Raw genomic sequence first — 18410 nt, forward strand, 5'->3', positions numbered from 1 at the left:
CTTGGAATCAGACACACTTTTTGCTACTTAGCCCAACATTTCACGTGAAGGTAATACTTTCGCAACCTAAGTTTCTTAGGCTCTTGAGGTCCCCCGGAATCTCAAACGGAGAAAATTCATGGTCCTCTCGCATCGTAAAATCGGCATTCTTGTTATCTCTTCGCTGTGCGCAAGCAGCCTCGTTGCCCCACATGCGCTGGCGCAGTCTGCTTCGGAAGGCTCACGCTTTACACTCGGCGTGCTTCCCGATACGCAGTTCTACTCTCGCTATTCCACCCCTGAGACTGGCAACCTCGCGCAGGAGCGCTACGGAAGTGAGCCTTATCGGGCGCAAACCGAATGGCTTGCGGAAAACAAAGACGCCCTAAATATGCAGTTTGCTACTCACTTGGGCGATGTCGTGGACCAGTCTGATGTGGAAGGGGAGTGGAAGGTCGCCGACGAGGCGATGCGTACGCTCGACCAGTCGGATCTTAACTACTCCATCCTTCCTGGCAATCACGACTTGACCGGCGATGCTTCCTACCAGCCTTTCAACCAGTGGTTTGGGGCTGACCGCGCCAAGGAGGCCAACTCGACGTTCCAGGAACGCTTCACTGGGGTCGATTCTGATTCCGAGTACCACATTTTTGAAGCCGAAGGCCAAGAGTATTTGGTCTTGGCCCTTGCATGGCGCGCCAACAACGAGGTGCTGGATTGGGCGCAGCAGGCTATCGATGAACACCCTGACCTTCCGGTAATCCTGACTACCCATGAGGTCTTGAGCATTGATGGCTCCGGTGAGGTTTTCTATTCAGACGATTATGGCAAGCACTTGTGGGACGATTTCATCAGTAAAAACGACCAGATTTTCCTCACCATGGGTGGTCATCACCATGGCGCAGGCTACCGAGTGGACAAGAACGACTACGGACACGATGTTGTAGCTATCTTGCAGGATTATCAGATGGCCTATCAGGGCGGAAACGGCCTTTTGGGCGTCCTTGAGTTTGATCTCACCGGCAACGAACTCGAGATGGCAGCGCTTTCGCCATGGGTCGCGCAGAAGCCCCAGGAAGAACTCACGCAATTCGATGAGCTGATTTTGGAGGGCAAGGGCGATAGTTACAAGATTCCGTTCAATTTCGCGGAACGCTTCGCTGATTTTGACCCGCAGTTCCAGGTCGGTGATGAAAACAATGGCGATTTGGCGCAGGAGGCGCGCGATATCGTGTCTGCCGGTTATCGGCCATACGAAATTAAGGCCGATGAGCTTCCGCAGGGTCCGGATGACTTTGTGAAAAATGACAACACTGTCTTCCATTGGCGTCCAGGTGAGGCAATGGACAAGGAAGGTGCAGCGCTTAACGACGGCGCACCTGCCGGCGCTGGCACCATCATTCCGGATATTGCGGGTGAGGGTGACTTGCATCGTGAAGGCGGCGTCGTTGGCGCAGACCGGGTGACGTATAGCTCGGACCATCACCCATTGTCGTCGGATAGCGGCTCGCTTTATTGGGCTGACCCGGCCGGCAAACCTACGACTGCGGAGTTTAAGTCGGCCAAGGATGCAGCTATTAATCGCTTTGATTCCGATTCGGGCTATACCTTTGAGTCTTTTGTGAAGCTGCCGGAGGACTTTGATGGCGAAAAGCATGGCTGGGGCAGTGCGATTTCGCGGGATTCGCAGATTTCCAAGTTGGTACCGGGCTCGACGGATACTGATCCCACCGTGATGTTCGGTGTGTCGAACCTGCGGGAGTTGCGCTGGTGGGCAGAGCCGGAAGAAGGAAGCGGCTCGACTGTGTGGTCGCACGAGGTGCCGAAGGACGAGTGGATGCACATTGCTGTGGTCAACGACCCAGAAAAGGACACCGTGGAGATGTTCATCAACGGTGCGCCGATTTTGCGTAATGCCAAGGGAGCGGAGGGGCTGTTGCCGCGTGACCTGCAGTGGGTAATGGGCGCAGGCCGCGGAGAAGGCCACCCACAAGACCCGTGGTACGGCTGGATCGGCGAGACCCGTCTGAGCAGCGGCGTGCTGGATAAGGAACAGTGGCTAACTGCTCGGGATCATGATGCTGGTGCATCTACTACCGGGTCGGCTTCGGGATCGGCTTCGGGATCGGCAGCCGGGTCTTCCACTGGCTCTACGGCGGGCCTGTCGAGCGGGGCGTCGAGTAGCGGCGGCGTCCTAGCCGCGGTGTTGGTGGGCCTTTTGGCGGTAGTCGGTGGAGGCTTTGCGCTGGCGAATTTCTTGAGCCGAACACTGGGAATTCCGCTGCCACGCTTGCCTTTCTAAAGCTTGCGAAAATCGCGATCGGAAGTGGAAACAATCGGGCGCAGAATGTGATTTTGTGCCCGATTTATCCTGTTACTGAAGTAAATGAACACTATGTGCATTAAGAATCTGAGCTGGTGTTTAGCTATAGAAATTCGCAACAATGGTTTTCTTCCGATCGGCAGGTAATTCGGAAATTGCTGATAAAAAAGCTATCAATGCGTTGTGGGGAAGCTTACGATCGGGGGCAATTTACCCCCGATCTAAACGGTATGTCCGTCTTTTATGAAATTGATGACCTGCGTGGGCATCGAATAAACGCGGATGTGCTCTGTTGCACAATTGCTCAAGTAGGAGGGTGCAGTCACGGCTCCTAAAATTGGAGACAAGAGGCGCTCGTCGCTTAAGGGTGAGACCAAAGTTTCCGCTAGGAAACGTACGGAACACAGTGACAGGAAACAGCGGCAAGGCGCCCCGAATCACTTGAATGAAATGTGTCAAACAAGAAGGGAGTCACAATCGTGACCACCGCAACGCAACCGCTGCAGTTTGAAGCCTGGAAAGGATTCGAGCCTGGTCCATGGACTGAAGGCATCAACGTCCGGGACTTCATCCAGCGCAACTACACTCCGTACGATGGAGACGCTTCCTTCCTCGCGGGCCCAACCGAAAAGACCCAGCGCACGTGGGACACCCTCGAAAAGGACTACCTGTCAGTAGAGCGCCAAAAGCGCATTTTCGATGTCGACACCCACACCCCAACCGACATCGATGCTTTCCCGGCCGGCTACATCTCTGAGGATGACGACGTCATCGTCGGCTTGCAGACCGACACTCCGCTCAAGCGTGCCATGATGCCAAACGGCGGCTGGCGCATGGTTGAGCAGGCCATCCGTGAGGCAGGCAAGGAGCCGGAGGAAGACATCAAGAAGATCTTCACCCGCTACCGCAAGACCCACAACGACGCCGTCTTCGATATCTACACCCCACGTATTCGTGCGGCTCGATCATCACACATCATCACCGGTCTGCCTGACGCATACGGTCGCGGCCGCATCATCGGTGACTACCGCCGCGTGGCTCTCTACGGTGTCGACTACCTGATTGCCGAGAAGGACGCTAAGAAGCATGAGGTCGGCGAGCTCGGATTCAGCGAACACTGGGCACGCTACCGCGAGGAGCATGCAGAGCAGATCAAGGCTCTGAAGAAGCTCAAGGCCATGGCTCAGTCCTACGGCTTCGACATCTCCGGTCCTGCAAAGACTGCTCACGAAGCTGTTCAGTGGACCTACTTCGGCTACTTGGCTTCCATCAAGTCCCAGGACGGCGCCGCAATGTCCATCGGCCGCCTGTCTGCATTCTTCGACTGCTACTTCGAGCGCGACCTCGCAGCCGGTATCATCACCGAAGAGGACGCACAGGAAATCATCGACCATCTCGTTCTGAAGCTGCGCATCGTTCGCTTCCTGCGCACCGAGGACTACGACCAGATCTTCTCCGGCGACCCATACTGGGCAACTTGGTCTGACGCTGGTTTCGGCAATGACGGCCGCCACATGGTCACCAAGACCTCCTTCCGTCTGCTGCAGACCCTGGTCAACCTTGGCCCGTCACCAGAGCCAAACATCACCATTTTCTGGGACCCAGCACTGCCAGAGGGCTACAAGAAGTTCTGTGCTCACATCTCGATCACCACTTCTTCCATTCAGTACGAGTCTGATAGGCAGATTCGTGAGCAGTGGGGCGACGACGCAGCGATTGCTTGCTGTGTTTCCCCGATGGAAGTTGGCAAGCAGATGCAGTTCTTCGGCGCTCGCGTCAACGCTGCAAAGGCCCTGCTCTACGCCATCAACGGCGGCCGCGACGAGGTTACCGGCAAGCAGGTTGTTGAGGGCTACGACGCTATCCAGGGCGACGGCCCGCTCGACTTCGACGAGGTTTGGAAGAAGTACGAGGAGATGCTCGACTGGGTAGTCGGCACCTACGTCGAGGCTCTGAACATCATCCACTACTGCCACGATAGGTACGCTTACGAGGCAGTCGAGATGGCGCTGCACGATTCCAACATCGTTCGCTCCATGGGCTGCGGCATCGCTGGCCTGTCCATCGTGGCTGACTCCCTGTCCGCCATCAAGTACGCCAAGGTGTACCCGGTCCGTGACGAGTCCGGCCTCATCGTTGACTACAAGACCGAGGGCGACTTCCCGTTCTACGGCAACGATGATGACCGCGCCGACGACATCGCCGCAACCATCGTCCACACCGTGATGGATAAGATTAAGGCCATCCCGATGTACCGCAACGCAATTCCAACCCAGTCCGTTCTGACCATTACCTCCAACGTGGTCTACGGCAAGGCAACCGGTGCTTTCCCATCCGGCCACAAGGCAGGCACCCCGTTCGCGCCGGGCGCAAACCCAGAGAACGGCGCTGACAGCCACGGCATGGTCGCTTCCATGCTGTCGGTGGGCAAGCTGGACTACAAGGATGCGTTGGACGGCATCTCGCTGACCAACACCATCACCCCGTCTGGTCTCGGCCGCACTCCGGAGGAGCGCATCGACAACCTGGTGGGCGTGCTGGACGCAGGCTTCATCATGGAGTCCGAGTAAGCCACCCCGGCAATCAAGTTTCCCCCATTCAACCTCAACTCACTTCAAGGAGTATCACCATGGCAACCCCAACTTTCGACGAGCGCTTGGCAGACATGAAGGCTAACCGCGACGAGCACCAGATGAACGCGGGCCTGTACCACGCAAACATCAACGTTCTGGACAAGGCAACCCTCGAGGACGCTGTCGAGCACCCAGAGAAGTACCCGAACCTGACCGTCCGTGTTTCTGGCTACGCAGTTAACTTCGTCAAGCTGACTAAGGAGCAGCAGCTCGACGTTATCTCCCGTACCTTCCACCAGGGTTCATAAAAAATGGCTGATGGCATTACTGGAGTCGTGCACCTCGACCCCCAAGCGGGCGAGAAGGTGCGCGGTGCGGCCGCCGGCCTAGGTACCGATAACTCCCTCGACGAGATCAAGCGCCCGGAGCTCATGGAGGCACGCCGTACTGGCGATATCGCCTTGGTGCACTCCTGGGAGCTGGTGACCTCCGTCGATGGTCCAGGTACCCGCATGACGATGTTCATGTCCGGTTGCCCACTGCGCTGTCAGTATTGCCACAACCCAGACACCATGGAGATGAAGGTGGGCACCCTCGAGCGCATCGAGGACGTCGTCAAGCGCATCAAGCGCTACAAGCCCATCTTCAAGACTTCCGGTGGCGGTCTGACCATCTCAGGTGGCGAGCCGTTGTTCCAGATTGCGTTCACGCGCCGCGTGCTCAAGGAAGTCCACGATGCGGGTATCCATACCACCATCGATACCTCGGGCTTTTTGGGTACGCGCCTGCGGGACGAAGACCTGGAAAACATCGATCTTGTGCTTCTCGACGTCAAGTCTGGCGACGAAGAAACCTACAAAAAGGTCACTCGCCGCGAGCTGCAGCCAACCATCGATTTCGGTGACCGACTGTCGGCGATGGGTAAGCCGGTGTGGATCCGCTTCGTGGTGGTTCCAGGCCTGACGGATTCCCCGGAAAATGTGCGAAACGTCGCCAAGATCGTGGGGCGTTGGAGCAACAACGTCGAGCGTATCGAGGTGCTTCCGTTCCACAACATGGGTGCTGATAAGTGGCATGAACTGGGCTATCCGTACACCCTTGAGGATACGAAGCCGCCAAAGCCGGAGGATATCGAAGCAATTCGTGACGTCTTCCGCGACAAGGGCTTCACCGTTTACTAAACGAGTGTTCCCTGAATAAGAAAAGTTTTTAGCGCTGTGCCGTTTGGTACAGCGCTAAACTTTTATCCATGACTCGCCGTTTCGGATATCCAGTAAAAGAGCACACACTTTCCGTCCCTTGGGACTACAACGACCCGCAACAGGGCACGTTTGAGCTCTATGCCCGCGAAATCGGTGACCCGGATAAGCCCGCCATTCTCTATAACCAGGGCGGGCCAGGCTTCCCAGCCCCGCGTCCACTGGGGCCGACGGGCGTTATTGGGAAGGGCTTGGAGCGGTTTCGCTGGATCTTGATGGACCAGCGTGGCACGGGGCGCAGCTATCGCATTGATGAGCTTTCCGACGCCGCCGACTTAAGCGTCGATCGCCTTAAACTACTGCGCCAGGACAACATCGTGCGCGATGCGGAGCGGCTGCGTGAGTACCTTGGCATCGACAAGTGGTCTTTGTTCGGCCAGTCCTTTGGCGGATTCTGCATCACGAGCTATGTCTCCTTGTTCCCCGAGTCAGTGGACAAGGCCTTCCTGACCGGCGGCCTACCGACCTTGGACAAGGGCGCAGACGATCTTTACCGTTCCACGTTCACCAAGCTCAAAGTGCGCCAACAGCGCTTCTTCGACTACGTACCTTTCGCGCAGCAGCGCATCGCGGAAATCATCGATCACCTGGACAACTCGCAGGAGGTTTTGCCTACTGGGGAGCGCTTGAGCTCGCTTCGCTTCCGCACCATCGGCATCGAGCTGGGCCGCGGCTCCGGATTCGATTCCCTGGGCTACCTGCTTGAGGAGCCTTTCCGCACCGTGGGTGGGGAGAAGCACTTGCGCTCCGATTTCCTCCACGAGGTTGGTGCTCGCGTGAGCTTCCAGGGTGGGCCATTGTATGCGGCCATCCACGAATCCATTTATGGCAGTGTGGGCGGCCAGCACGTCACGGGCTGGGCGGCGCACCGCGTGCGCGAGGAGTTCCCGGAGTTTGCCGAGTCAGGCACGTGGCTGACAGGCGAGCACATCTTCCCGTGGCAGTTCGATGAGGATCCGGCGCTGCATGCGTTCAAGGATTCGGCAGAAGCGTTGGCGCAGTTTGAGTGGGATGCTGCGCCTTACGACGCCGCGGTATTGGGCAACGCTGAGGTGCAGGCCGCCGCAGCTGTCTATCTGGATGACATCTTCGTGCCCTTCGAAGAGGCGATGCAGACCGCTAGCGCCTACCGTGACCTGCGCCCAATGGTGACTAACAAGTTCCAACACAACGGAATCAGCCACGACGGCGAGGGCATTCTGGGCGACCTTTTCCACTTGGTTGATGACCACTAGAACGTCCGTTTGCGTCGGCCGGCCCCGGTCGGTCGTCGATCAGTTCCTGCGCCTGGCGGTGTCGGCACGACGCTGCATAGAGTGGAAGACGGAAAGCAGACGGCGGACTTGGCGCTCGCTGCATAGCCCCTTGTCTTATTCGGTAGCAGTTTCATTAAGTTTCTTCTTTTCTACTCGCGCACTTATTCAAGGTGTGGAAAGGTGAGGAGTAAATCAAGAATTGAATGAGGAATTGAACGAGAGGAAGAACCAATGATCGGAATGATTGTTGTTGGCGTTGTTCTGCTGGCGATTGTTTTGACCATTTTTGATGGTTATTTCATTGTCCGCACGCGAGAGGCGGCCATCGTGGAGCGCCTAGGCAAGTTCGTCACCGTGGCGCACGCTGGCCTGCACTTCAAGCTGCCGTGGGTTGATCGCGTGCGCGACAAGATCAGCCTGCAGGTGCGCCAGCTCGATGTCATGGTGGAGACCAAGACCAAGGACAACGTCTTCGTTCAGATTCCGGTCGCCGTTCAATACGAGGTTGTTCAAGGCCGCGAGCGCGAGGCCTACTACATGCTCTCCAACCACGAACAGCAGATCGTGGCCTACGTGCAGGATAACGTTCGTTCCTCGGTTGCCAATATGGACTTGGATGATTCCTTCTCATCCAAGGACACCATCGCGCAGAACGTCGCAATTTCTTTGCGCGATAACATGGCTGCATATGGCTGGCACTTCGTAAACACCCTGGTTACCGATATTCGTCCGGATACCCGCGTGCGCGAGTCGATGAATTCCATTAACGCTGCGCAGCGTGAGCGCGAGGCGGCTATCGCACAGGCTGAGGCGGAGAAGATTCGCGTGGTTAAAGAAGCCGAGGGCGCCGCTGAGGCAAAGAAGCTGCAGGGTCGCGGTGTGGCTGAGCAGCGTAAGGAAATTGTCGAGGGTATCGCGCAGCAGTACGAGATGCTGCGTGCGGCTGGCGTTCAGGAAAACCCAGAGACCCTGATGCTGGTTTCCCAGTACCTGGACGCGATGGTCGACGTCGCCGACCGTTCTCACACTAACGTCCTTTACATGCCGTCCAACCCAGGCGGCATGCAGGATCTCTTCGGCGGCATGCGCGACGTACTGCTGTCGACTCAGGCTATTAACAACGAAGCCTCTGGTGGGCTCGACCGCGAGCAGCGCGAGCGCTTGGAGCAGCTGCGTGCGCAGAAGGCGCAGCGCGCGCAGCAGGCGGCGCGCGAGGCGCAGCAGCAAGCCCAACAGAGCGCGCAAGCTATTGAGCAGCCGCCGTACTCCGGCGGTGCACCACAGAGCAATACACCGCAGACGGCACGCCAGTATTTCGACGAGCTGCGTGACCAGCTCAAGGGCGATAACTAGGGCGATTACTAAAACAAAAAGCTGGCTCCACTCAATGACTCATTGTCAACGAGTGGAGCCAGCTTTGTTTGCGGCTGAGGCTTTACTCGGTGTAGCCGATGTCTTCGACCTCGAGTACAGCGAAGGAAGCAGCACCGAAGTTAGCTAGCTTCGGGCTGGTAGCGACCATGGCCGGGCCGTTGTAGATAGGCATGATGCCATAGGTGGACAGAGCCTCACGCTCCAGCTCGTTGCCCTTCTTGATCTGCTCGTCAGGATCTGCGATCTTGGCCAGCTCTTCGATCTTCTTATCCATCTCCGGGGTACCGGTGCCGGACTTGTTCAGCTCGGAGTCGGAGCGGTAGACCTGACCAAAGTACGCGATGCCGAATGGATCGCCGGCGGTGAACCCCATCGGGAAGATATCGAAATCCTTCTTGGTGGCGATCTCCGAGAAGTCGGAGGAAGGACGCTCTTCGACCTTCAGATCGATTCCGATGTCCTTGAGCATCTTCTGCGTTGCGGTGGCCATTGCTTTGCTAATGACGCTGTCACCTAGCAGGGTATAGCGCAGCGAGAGCTTCTTGCCGCTCTTCTCGCGGATTCCGTCGGCTCCTTCCTTCCAGCCGGCTTCTTCCAGCAGCGACTTGGCCTTTTCGGCGTCGAACTTCACGACGGCACCAACGTTGTCCTCGTAGCCCTTCTGGGTCTGATAGAGGTTGAGGGAGCCCGGCAGCTCTTCCTTGTAACCGTTGAGACCGTTGAAGCGAATGGCTGCCAACTGGGAGCGATCGATGCCGGTCAACACTGCCTCGCGGACCTTGATGTCCTTCAGCATCTCGTTGCCAGAGTTCAAAACAATCAGGGAGTTAGAAGGCATCATTGCGGTGCGGATCTCAATGTCATTCATGTCCTTAACCGCAGCTAGGCGATCCTTATTGCCCACGCCGGTGGCGTCGATTTCGCCTGCCTTGAAGGCATTGATGGAAGCTTGGTCTTCCATCTGGCGGTAGGTGACTTTGTCCAGGAATGGCTTGTCACCCCACCACTTTTCGTTTGGCACGAAGGAAACCGTGCCACCGACGAAGTCGACGTTGTCGACCTTGAACGGGCCAGCACCCCACTCTGGGCGCAGCTTGCCCAGGTATGCCTTGTTGAACTTCTCTGCGGAGTCGACCTGCGGAGGAAGCAAGAAGTTGAACAGGCCCTGCCACCATGGGTATGCATGCTTGTAGGTGACCACAGCTTGCTTGTCGGTCTTGCCCTTGGTCACAGATTCGATGAGCTCGTAACCTTCGGTGCTGGAGACATTGAGGGACTCGTCCTCGCCGTTGTTGTACTTCCAGGTGTGCTCGAAGGACTTCCAGTCAATCGGCGTGCCGTCGTTGTACTGGGCCTTGTCATGGATGGTGTAGGTGATGACGGTCTTGCCGTCCTTCTCCTCTTCTTTGATGTCGGTGATGTAGTCGTTGTTGGGGTGGAACTCACCGGAGCCGTCGAAAAGCCCGATTTGCGGGTTGTAGTACTTCCACACATCGCTGGTATACCGGGTGCCGTCAGCCTGGAATGGGTTTTCCTGCTGGGAAATCTCATCCAGTGCCAGGCGTAGTTCGCCGCCTTCCTTCAGCTCGGAGCGGTCCTTTGGGTTGTAGGAACCGTTGAGCTTGACGTCGATGGCTTCGCCCGAGGAGCCTGAATCGCTGCTAGAGCAGCCGGAGATGACGAGAGCGGAGGCAGTGATGACCGCCAAAGTAGCATTACGGAGCTTAAGGTTCATGGTTCGAATCTTCCTTGTGAGAGGGGGAGGAATTACAAAGAGATGAAATATTAAGTTTTAGGTCGAGCGTGGGGTTTCTAGGAGGCATGTTCCTCGTAGATCACCCGCTTGCGGTTGCGTTCCACGGCAGGATCCGGGATAGGGATAGCGGACAGCAGCGCCTTGGTATATGCGTGCTGCGGGTTATCGAAGACCTTGTCGGTGGCGCCGTATTCCACGAAGTCGCCCTTGTACATGACGGCGACTTTGTCGGAAAGATTGCGCACCACGGATAGGTCGTGAGCTACGAAGACCAGGGAGATGCCCAGGCGGTTCTTCAGGTCATGCAGCAGATTGATGATGCCGGCCTGGATGGACACGTCCAGAGCAGAAACAGGCTCGTCGAGGACGATGATTGACGGGCTTGTAGCCAGTGCGCGGGCCAGGCCGATGCGCTGACGCTGACCGCCAGAGAAGTGCCCCGGGAAGCGGTCTACTTGATGAGATTCCAAGCCGACGAGCTTCATTAGCTCGCTCACACGCTTGCCGACGTCGCCTTCGTAACCCAACGATTCCAGTGGTTCCGCGATGATCTCGCGGATTGTCATGCGCGGGTTCAGCGAGCTCATTGGGTCCTGGAAGACGATCTGGATGTCTTTACGCAGGCTGCGGCGAGCTGAGCTGCTAAGACCGGAGGTGTCGGTGCCGTTAACAACGATGGTGGAACCCTTAGGTGGGTTAAGATCCATGATTTCCAGCAGGGTGGTGGTCTTGCCGGAACCGGATTCGCCCACGATGGCGAAGCACTCGCCCTGGTGCACTGTGAAGCTGATGTTGTTGACCGCATGCACGGTGCCCACGCGACGCTTGAGGATGGCGCCCTTGATGAGCGGGAATTCCTTGACGAGGTTTTCTACCTCTAGGGTCACGGGGCGCTCGTCATACGGGGTATCGCCTAGGGCATCGGGGGAAATCTGTGGCAGCGGGTACATTCGCTCGCCACCGATGCTGCCCTGATTGATCTCATCGGAACGCAGGCAAGCAGCGGCGTGCTGCGGGGCGTCGTCAAGCGCGCGCAATTCAGGCTCCTGCTTCCAGCAGCCTTCCTGTGCCACGGGGCAGCGGGCAGCAAACGAGCATTCCGGCACAATCTCGATTAGGCGCGGCGGGGTGCCGTTGATGGGCACCAGCGGCTCGTCGCTTGACTTGTCCACGCGCGGGGTAGAACCGAGTAGTCCCACTGTGTAAGGCATCTTGGGGTTGGTAAAGATGGTGTCTACGTCGCCATATTCGACGGCGCGGCCAGCGTACATTACGAGGACATCGTCAGCAGTGCCCGCCACAACGCCCATGTCGTGGGTAATCATGATGACCGCTGCTCCGGTTTCGCGTTGGGCGACCTTGAGCACCTCAAGAATCTGCGCTTGGATGGTGACGTCGAGAGCGGTGGTTGGCTCGTCGGCGATGATGACTTTGGGGTTGTTGGCCATCGCGATAGCGATGACCACGCGCTGGCGCATACCGCCGGAGAATTCATGCGGGAAGGACTTGATGCGCTTTTCAGGCTCAGGGATACCCACCAAATCCAGAAGGCGGATGGCCTCTTGCTCGGCTTCCTTATCCGATAGTGAGCGGTGAATCTGGATGGCTTCCTTGAGCTGGTCACCGATGGAAAAGACGGGAGTCAGCGAAGAGAGTGGATCCTGGAAAATCATGGCGATGTCTTGGCCACGGATTTCGGACATCTTTTTGTCGGACATTCCGATGAGCTCAGTACCCTTGAATTTTACGGAGCCTTCCACCTTGGCGTATTCAGGCAGCAAGCCCATCACCGCCATGGAGGTCACAGATTTGCCGGAGCCGGACTCACCGACAATGGCGAGGGTGCGGCCAGGCAGAAGATCGAAGTTGACGCCACGCACGGCGTGGACCGAACCTGCCTCAGAAGGGAAGGTGACGGCGAGGTCGCGGACTTGCAGCAATGGGGTAGTAGGCGTTGTCATGCTCGGCCTCCGGAGTTCGAGTTGGGGTCAATGGCATCGCGCAGGCCATCCGCGATGAATGCCATGGACACAGTGAGTAGGGTCAGCACGCCCGCTGGGAAGTAGAACTGCCAAGGCGAAGATTCGACGGCGTTGGCGCCGACGGAAAGCAGCGTGCCCAAAGAGACGTCGGGAAGCTTCACGCCCAAACCCAAGAAGGACAGTGCTGTTTCTGACATGACGGTGCTCACGACGCCCAGTGCGAACTGGATGATGAGCAGCGATCCGATGTTGGGCACGATGTGGCGAACGATGGTGCGAAAGCGCGATACGCCCATGTAGTCGGCCGCTCGCACGTAGTCGTTTTCGCGCACGGACAGCGCCATCACCCAAATAACACGGGCGGGGTACATCCAGCCAAAGGCGATGAGGACCACGATGAGCAGCTTCCAGTCGCCGCCGGAGTCTGCCACCACGAGGGCGATGAGCAGGAAGGTCGGGATGGCGAGCAAGAAGTGGATAATAGCCAGAATCGCCTTTTCGATGTGTCCGCCGTACATGGCTGCGGCCGCGCCGATGAGTGCCGAAAGGACGGTCGTGGCAATGGAGACGACCAACGCGATGATGAGCGATCGGCCCAGACCGTGCACGGTTTGGGCGAAGAGGTCGTTGCCGGAATCGGTGGTGCCAAACCAGTGCTCCGGCGAAGGCCCTGTGGCGAGGTTCAAGAAGTCAGGCTCGTCGAAAGGCCACTTGGCAACAAGGCCGCCGAAAAGAGACAGCAAGGTTAGAAGCAGGAAGATGATTGCGCCGATTAAAGCGAACTTGTTGCGGAAGAAGCGCCGCGTGTACAGCTTCAGCTTCGACGTGCCGCGGAATACCTCTTCCTTTTCGTCTCCGTCGTTGCCTGTGAATTGGCGGCGTTGGGCGTCATCGACGTCAACACCGGAAGCCAGTGCAGATTGGGCGCTTGGCTCCGAGGCCATGCTGAAGTCGGCCGTGGCGGTGTGTGGGCGAACACCGAGGTTATCCGCCGCGGAGTCGATAGCGAGGTCGTTGCGGCGATGGCGTTCTGGGTGGCGTGCCGAAGCGCGAGGAGTCGTGGACTTTTTCTCTGGGGACATTTAGCTCACCCTCACTCGTGGGTCGAGTGCTACAACGACGAGGTCAGCAAGAATTGCAGAGAATGCAATCATCACTGCGCCGAAGGCGGCGACCGCGGTGGTGCCGTTGACGTCGTTGCGGCTGATGGTTTCGATGAAGTACTGGCCCATGCCTTTCCACGCGAAGATCTGCTCGGTCATGATCGCGCCAGTGAAGATTCCAGGCACAGAGAAAGCAACTGACGTTGCCACCGGGATGATCGAGGTTCTTAGTGCGTGCTTGCGGATGGCTTGAGCACGGGTTAGCCCTTTCGCGCAGGCAGTGCGAACGTAGTCGGCATTGAGGTTGTCCAGCAGGAGAGTGCGCTGCATCATGTGGTAGCCGGCGTAGCTGATGACGACCAGGGCGATGGTGGGCAGGATGAGGTGCTGGGCGTAGTCGATCAGCTTGGGGATAAAACCAGTGGTGTCCGGATTAGCAGAGCCAGTGACGTAGACGATGCGGTGCCCAGTCACACGGTTTAGCCACAGGCCACCTGCGACCACCAAGATAGAAGCGACAACGACGTGGGTGTTCATCGTGATGATGGATATGCCCTGCCATACGCGGTCGGCAGCCTTGTACTGGCGCGCAGCGGTGTAGACGCCCAAAGCAACACCGATGACAACAGAAAGCACGGTTGCTAGGAGGAGAAGCTGGGCAGACACGAGCGCACGGTGGCCGATTTGGGCGCTGACTGGGTCTCCCAAAGGGGAGCTGCCCCAGTCCCAGTGGAACAAAATCCCACTAAACCAGTTCCACCAGCGCTCGAGGAGGGGTGTTTCTGGGTCGAGGCCCAATGGCTGGAGGATATTGGAGATTTCTTCTGGCCGAAGAGGCGGGTTACGGCCAATGTAATTGGAACGCGGATCAAGGAATGTGGCCGCGAGAAGGTAAGCGATGTTGGTCGCGAGGAAGATAACTAGCAACCAGCTAGCGGTCTTCTTCAGGATGTATTTGAACATCGGGTTTTCCGTTCGCAGAGTCGACAGTTGAGAGTTGCGTCTTTGAGTCCCTCGACACATATGGGAGAAAATGTGACTTGACTATCAATTTCGCTGACGTTGATACTAGGAAATTGGAAAAGGGTTGGCCGCCTATTTGCCCAATTTTTTAAAGTTTGGGGGTAAAACTTATTAGCCCCGGATTGTATTTATTCCAGGGCATGATATCGGCCGTTGCTTTGCTTGGGTGCTCACGTTTCCCGCGGCATACAGGCTTATTGTCTAAAAGGTGTGCCCTATTTTAGGGTCAAACTATGCACAAAATATGCAGATTCATGGCAGGTAGAATGTGGGGGTAGCTCAAGGGCAGGTAGCTAGCTGGCTAGCTAGGGCGTCATGTTCGGCCTGTGTTACCCACAGTCCGTAGATAGCTTTAACTTCAATGATTTTCTGCGCGTAGGTGCAGCGGTATTCCTTGCTTGGCGGCAGCCAGGTTGCTGCGTCGCCTGCGGATTTCTGCTGATTAAGTGGGCCGTCGACCGCGAGGAGGTTGCGCGGGTCGTTGGCAAAGTCGCGGCGCTTTTCTGGTGACCATTCTTGGGCGCCTTTTTGCCAGGCGTCGGCAAGCGGCACGATGTGATCAATCTGTACCAACTCGGAGGTGCCTTGCCCGCGCTGGAAGCTGATCTCAGTGTCGGAATAGGGATCGTGCAGCGTACCTGTCAGGACCACGCAGTCATGAGTGTTTTCTTTGAGCGTGATATCTACGAGGTCACGGCGCAGAATGTCGTTTCGCGTATCGCAGCCGTTGTGGCCAAATTCCACTGTGACATCGTCAGACCACGCCTGCCCGAACTGCTCACGTTCGTAGTCAGTCTTTGGCGCGCGGCCCTTAACCGGCAGAGCGTTGAGCTGTTCTGATGCTGGATTTGGTGCAGGTGTCGCAGGGGGTTCGGGTGCTGCCGAAGCTGCGTCTGAAGCTGTTGCTGGAGCCGGTGCCGTGGGGTTGTTGGGTATATTGTCCAGACTATCGTTTGCAGTGGTTGTGGGCGCAGTCGCTGAGGTGGACGAAGTCGGGGCGTCGAGAGTTGCGCCAAAGATGACGAGAGCTACGACGATGAGGTTGAGGATGCCGACTATGTAGTACGGGCGAAAAGGGGAGCGGGCTGCCATGATGGGGATGATTTTAGCGGCTAGACTGGCGCCGGTAATGAGTATCGATAGGTTCTTTGATGAATACACGCAACAGCGCGGGATTGTCCGCAGTGCGCTTGTGGTTCCGGCGAGTGCATGCGAGATTTATGCAGAGGTAGAGCCCGAAGGTCCTGCCGGGGAAGGCGTGCGCCGGGGCCAATCGCGCGTGGAACTAAAGCGTGCTGAAGAGCTAGTTTCCCAGTTCTTGGGTGATTTCTAGCCGCATTTCACAGGCGAACGCTTGGTCAACCACCTAGACGGCGAACCCTTCGCGCTGTCATTTTCAGGCCAGGGCTATGCCTGGCTTCCCAATCTGCAGGCGGAAGAGGTCCTCGAGCCACTCGCAGACGATCTCGCCGCCGCCCAGGTTGGTGTGCTTAGCCCTGGGAAAGGATAAAAACCTTTAGGACCGCGGTTTAGGGAGGGCACCCCAGCTTGTGGGGTAGCCCTCTTCTTGTGTGTCGTTCGCGCAAAACGGGGGTGAAATTCGCCGCGAAAGTGCCAGCGTGTTCCGTCTGAAACGATAAAGATGCAGGTCATGGGGTTTGAGTAGCTGCTTGCGGTGGGGCACTATGCAAGAGTGAAGTTCAACGTTAAAGCAAACAAGATTGTGGGAACTGTGGCTTTGGTAGTCGCACTTGGGGGATGTTCGGCTACTGGTGGTGCCCCGCGTGCTGACGAAGAAGGCGGCCTCGCCGGGGGAGTGGACACCGAGCGCATCGTGGTGTCGATGATCTCCCACGGCGCCCCCGGTGATACCTACTGGGACTTGGTCCGCAAGGGCGCCGAGGACGCTGCCAAGAAAGACAACATCGAGCTGCGCTACTCCTCCGACCCGCAGGCACCGAACCAGGCTAACCTCGTCCAATCCGCCATCGATTCCGGCGTCGACGGCATCGCCGTAACCATGCCGAACGCGGGCGCCATCGGCCCAGTGGCCAAGAAAGCTTCCGAGGCTGGAATTCCCACCGTCGGCCTGAACGCCGGCATGGATGAGTATCAAAAGTACGGCATGAGCGCCTTCTTTGGTCAAGAAGAAAAGGTTGCTGGCAACAAGGCGGGCGAGCGCCTGAAATCCCAGGGCGCGAAGCACACGCTGTGCGTTATCCACGAGCAAGGCAACAAGTCCCAGGAGGACCGCTGCGCGGGTCTCAAGAAGGGGCAGGGCAGCAAGGTGGAACTGCTCTACGTCAACGGTCAGGATCTCACCGCCGCGCAGTCCACGCTGAACGCGAAGCTCGCTCAGGATAAGTCCATCGATTGGGTCATGGCGCTCCAGGCGCCCGTCGCGCTTCGCGCGGTCGACGCTATTGCCGACGCCGGTGCATCCGCCAAGGTCGCCACCTTCGATACCAACGCTGAGCTTGTCGACGCCATCGCCCAAGGCGACGTCGCCTGGGCCGTGGATCAGCAGCCTTATATGCAGGGCTACCTCGCAGTTGATGCGCTGTGGCTTGCGCACCGCAATGGTTCGACCGTCGGCGGTGGACGCCCGGTCTATACCGGCCCATCCTTCGTTGACGAGAACAACGTCGACGTGATTTCTGAATCTGCGAAGGAAGGCCTGCGATGACAGTTCGGACCACGCAAGTAGCAAACACCGCGGCTAAAGATGCGGCAAAGGGTGAGGAAAATACGGCGTCGCCAAGCGCGGATGGAAGGCTGCACAAGCGCAGCCTGGGTACGAGAATCATGCGCCGCCCCGAGCTGGCCAGCGTGCTCGGCGCGCTCGTCATCTTCGCGCTGTTTATGGCAGTCGCGCCCTCGTTCCGCTCGATGGAGGCCTTCTCCACGGTGCTCTATGCCAGCTCCACGCTCGGCATCGTCGCGCTCGCCGTGGGTCTTTTGATGATTGGTAACGAGTTTGACTTATCGTCCGGCGTTGCCGTAACCACTGCGGCGCTGGTGGCCACCATGCTCAACTACAACCTGCACCTAAACTCCTGGGTAGGCGCGGGGCTCTCGCTGCTGGTCGCGCTTTCCATCGGTGCCTTAAATGGCCTGCTTGTGGTGCACACGAAGATTGATTCCTTCCTTATCACTCTCGCTGCTTTCCTAATGTTGCAAGGCTTAAACCTCGCAGTGACGAAGCTGATTACCGGCCAGGTTGCCACCCCGTCCATTGCGGATATGGAGGGCTTTCCCACAGCGCAGACCATATTCGCCGGGACCATCCACATCGGTACACTCAGCATTCGTGCCACCGTCTTGTGGTGGATTTTCTTCGTGGCGCTGGCCTCCTTCGTGCTGTACAAGACCCGCTTTGGTAACTGGGTCTTTGCCGTCGGCGGCGATGCAGAAGCAGCGCGCGCGGTAGGCGTTCCGGTGCGCCGCGTGAAGGTGATTTTGTTTATGCTCGTCGGCTTCGCCGCATGGTTCGTCGGCATGCATACCCTCTTTGCCTTTGACTCCATCCAGGCGGGCCAAGGCATTGGTAACGAGTTCCTCTACATCATCGCGGCCGTCATCGGCGGCTGCTCCATGACTGGCGGGCGCGGTACGGCCGTGGGCACCGCTATTGGTGCAGTCATTTTCGGCATGACCAACCAAGGCATCGTGTATGCCGGCTGGAACCCGGACTGGTTCAAGTTCTTCCTCGGCGCCATGTTGCTGTTTGCGGTGCTGACCAATAGTTCCGTGGCTAATTTCAACAAGCGAAAGTAGGGCAG

15 protein-coding genes are annotated in these 18410 nt (G+C 57.7%); 10 read left to right on the forward strand and 5 right to left on the reverse strand.

Annotated features, from left to right (window positions below):
• The first annotated feature begins 118 nt into the window (after positions 1 to 118).
• The 6 genes from HMPREF2692_RS00005 (at position 119) to HMPREF2692_RS00030 (ending at position 8743) form a co-directional block, all read left to right on the forward strand.
• Complete coding sequence (locus HMPREF2692_RS00005) at positions 119 to 2281, forward strand: LamG-like jellyroll fold domain-containing protein (protein WP_070822356.1); 2163 nt, start codon at positions 119 to 121, stop codon at positions 2279 to 2281.
• 500 nt (positions 2282 to 2781) lie between these two features.
• Positions 2782 to 4872, forward strand: a complete 2091-nt coding sequence (gene pflB, locus HMPREF2692_RS00010; protein ID WP_062043470.1) for a formate C-acetyltransferase — start codon at positions 2782 to 2784, stop codon at positions 4870 to 4872.
• A gap of 59 nt (positions 4873 to 4931) precedes the next feature.
• Positions 4932 to 5183 (forward strand): autonomous glycyl radical cofactor GrcA2, encoded by a 252-nt coding sequence (gene grcA2 / locus HMPREF2692_RS13465; protein ID WP_061924374.1) that lies wholly within the window; start codon positions 4932 to 4934, stop codon positions 5181 to 5183.
• Between the two features lie 3 nt (positions 5184 to 5186).
• On the forward strand, positions 5187 to 6056 hold the full coding sequence (gene pflA, locus HMPREF2692_RS00020; RefSeq protein WP_061924371.1) for a pyruvate formate-lyase-activating protein: 870 nt from the start codon (positions 5187 to 5189) through the stop codon (positions 6054 to 6056).
• Between the two features lie 68 nt (positions 6057 to 6124).
• Positions 6125 to 7369 (forward strand): alpha/beta fold hydrolase, encoded by a 1245-nt coding sequence (locus HMPREF2692_RS00025; protein WP_061924368.1) that lies wholly within the window; start codon positions 6125 to 6127, stop codon positions 7367 to 7369.
• A 252-nt stretch (positions 7370 to 7621) separates the two neighbouring features.
• Positions 7622 to 8743, forward strand: a complete 1122-nt coding sequence (locus HMPREF2692_RS00030; protein WP_061924365.1) for an SPFH domain-containing protein — start codon at positions 7622 to 7624, stop codon at positions 8741 to 8743.
• An 82-nt stretch (positions 8744 to 8825) separates the two neighbouring features.
• On the opposite strand, the gene HMPREF2692_RS00035 is transcribed toward HMPREF2692_RS00030, so the two are convergent.
• The 5 genes from HMPREF2692_RS00035 to HMPREF2692_RS00055 form a co-directional block, all read right to left on the reverse strand.
• On the reverse strand, positions 8826 to 10499 hold the full coding sequence (locus HMPREF2692_RS00035) for an ABC transporter family substrate-binding protein (protein ID WP_061924361.1): 1674 nt from the start codon (positions 10497 to 10499) through the stop codon (positions 8826 to 8828).
• Positions 10500 to 10576: 77 nt separating this feature from the next.
• On the reverse strand, positions 10577 to 12481 hold the full coding sequence (locus HMPREF2692_RS00040; protein ID WP_070822358.1) for an ABC transporter ATP-binding protein: 1905 nt from the start codon (positions 12479 to 12481) through the stop codon (positions 10577 to 10579).
• Positions 12478 to 13584: an ABC transporter permease gene (locus HMPREF2692_RS00045; protein ID WP_070822360.1), complete on the reverse strand. Its 1107-nt coding sequence runs from the start codon at positions 13582 to 13584 to the stop codon at positions 12478 to 12480. The genes HMPREF2692_RS00040 and HMPREF2692_RS00045 overlap by 4 nt, the downstream gene beginning before the upstream one ends.
• Positions 13585 to 14568, reverse strand: coding sequence for an ABC transporter permease (locus tag HMPREF2692_RS00050; RefSeq protein ID WP_070822362.1), 984 nt, complete (start codon positions 14566 to 14568; stop codon positions 13585 to 13587). It lies immediately after the preceding gene.
• Between the two features lie 339 nt (positions 14569 to 14907).
• A complete protein-coding gene (locus HMPREF2692_RS00055; RefSeq protein ID WP_061924348.1) occupies positions 14908 to 15720 on the reverse strand; it encodes an HNH endonuclease family protein in 813 nt (270 codons plus the stop codon).
• 37 nt (positions 15721 to 15757) lie between these two features.
• Between HMPREF2692_RS00055 and HMPREF2692_RS00060 the strand changes: the two genes are divergently transcribed.
• The 4 genes from HMPREF2692_RS00060 (at position 15758) to HMPREF2692_RS00070 (ending at position 18405) form a co-directional block, all read left to right on the forward strand.
• The gene (locus HMPREF2692_RS00060; RefSeq protein WP_141741026.1) at positions 15758 to 15961 is read left to right on the forward strand and encodes a hypothetical protein; all 204 of its coding nucleotides are present in this window, start codon (positions 15758 to 15760) and stop codon (positions 15959 to 15961) included.
• A 21-nt stretch (positions 15962 to 15982) separates the two neighbouring features.
• Positions 15983 to 16138 carry a hypothetical protein gene (locus HMPREF2692_RS13055; protein ID WP_158510293.1) on the forward strand — a complete coding sequence of 52 codons (156 nt, stop codon included), beginning with the start codon at positions 15983 to 15985 and terminating at the stop codon, positions 16136 to 16138.
• A gap of 183 nt (positions 16139 to 16321) precedes the next feature.
• The gene (locus HMPREF2692_RS00065; protein ID WP_061924340.1) at positions 16322 to 17314 is read left to right on the forward strand and encodes a substrate-binding domain-containing protein; all 993 of its coding nucleotides are present in this window, start codon (positions 16322 to 16324) and stop codon (positions 17312 to 17314) included.
• Between the two features lie 119 nt (positions 17315 to 17433).
• Positions 17434 to 18405 (forward strand): ABC transporter permease, encoded by a 972-nt coding sequence (locus HMPREF2692_RS00070; RefSeq protein WP_201040752.1) that lies wholly within the window; start codon positions 17434 to 17436, stop codon positions 18403 to 18405.
• Positions 18406 to 18410: the final 5 nt, after the last annotated feature.

It is taken from the genome of Corynebacterium sp. HMSC036D03, from assembly GCF_001836185.1.
GTDB lineage: Bacteria > Actinomycetota > Actinomycetes > Mycobacteriales > Mycobacteriaceae > Corynebacterium > Corynebacterium simulans.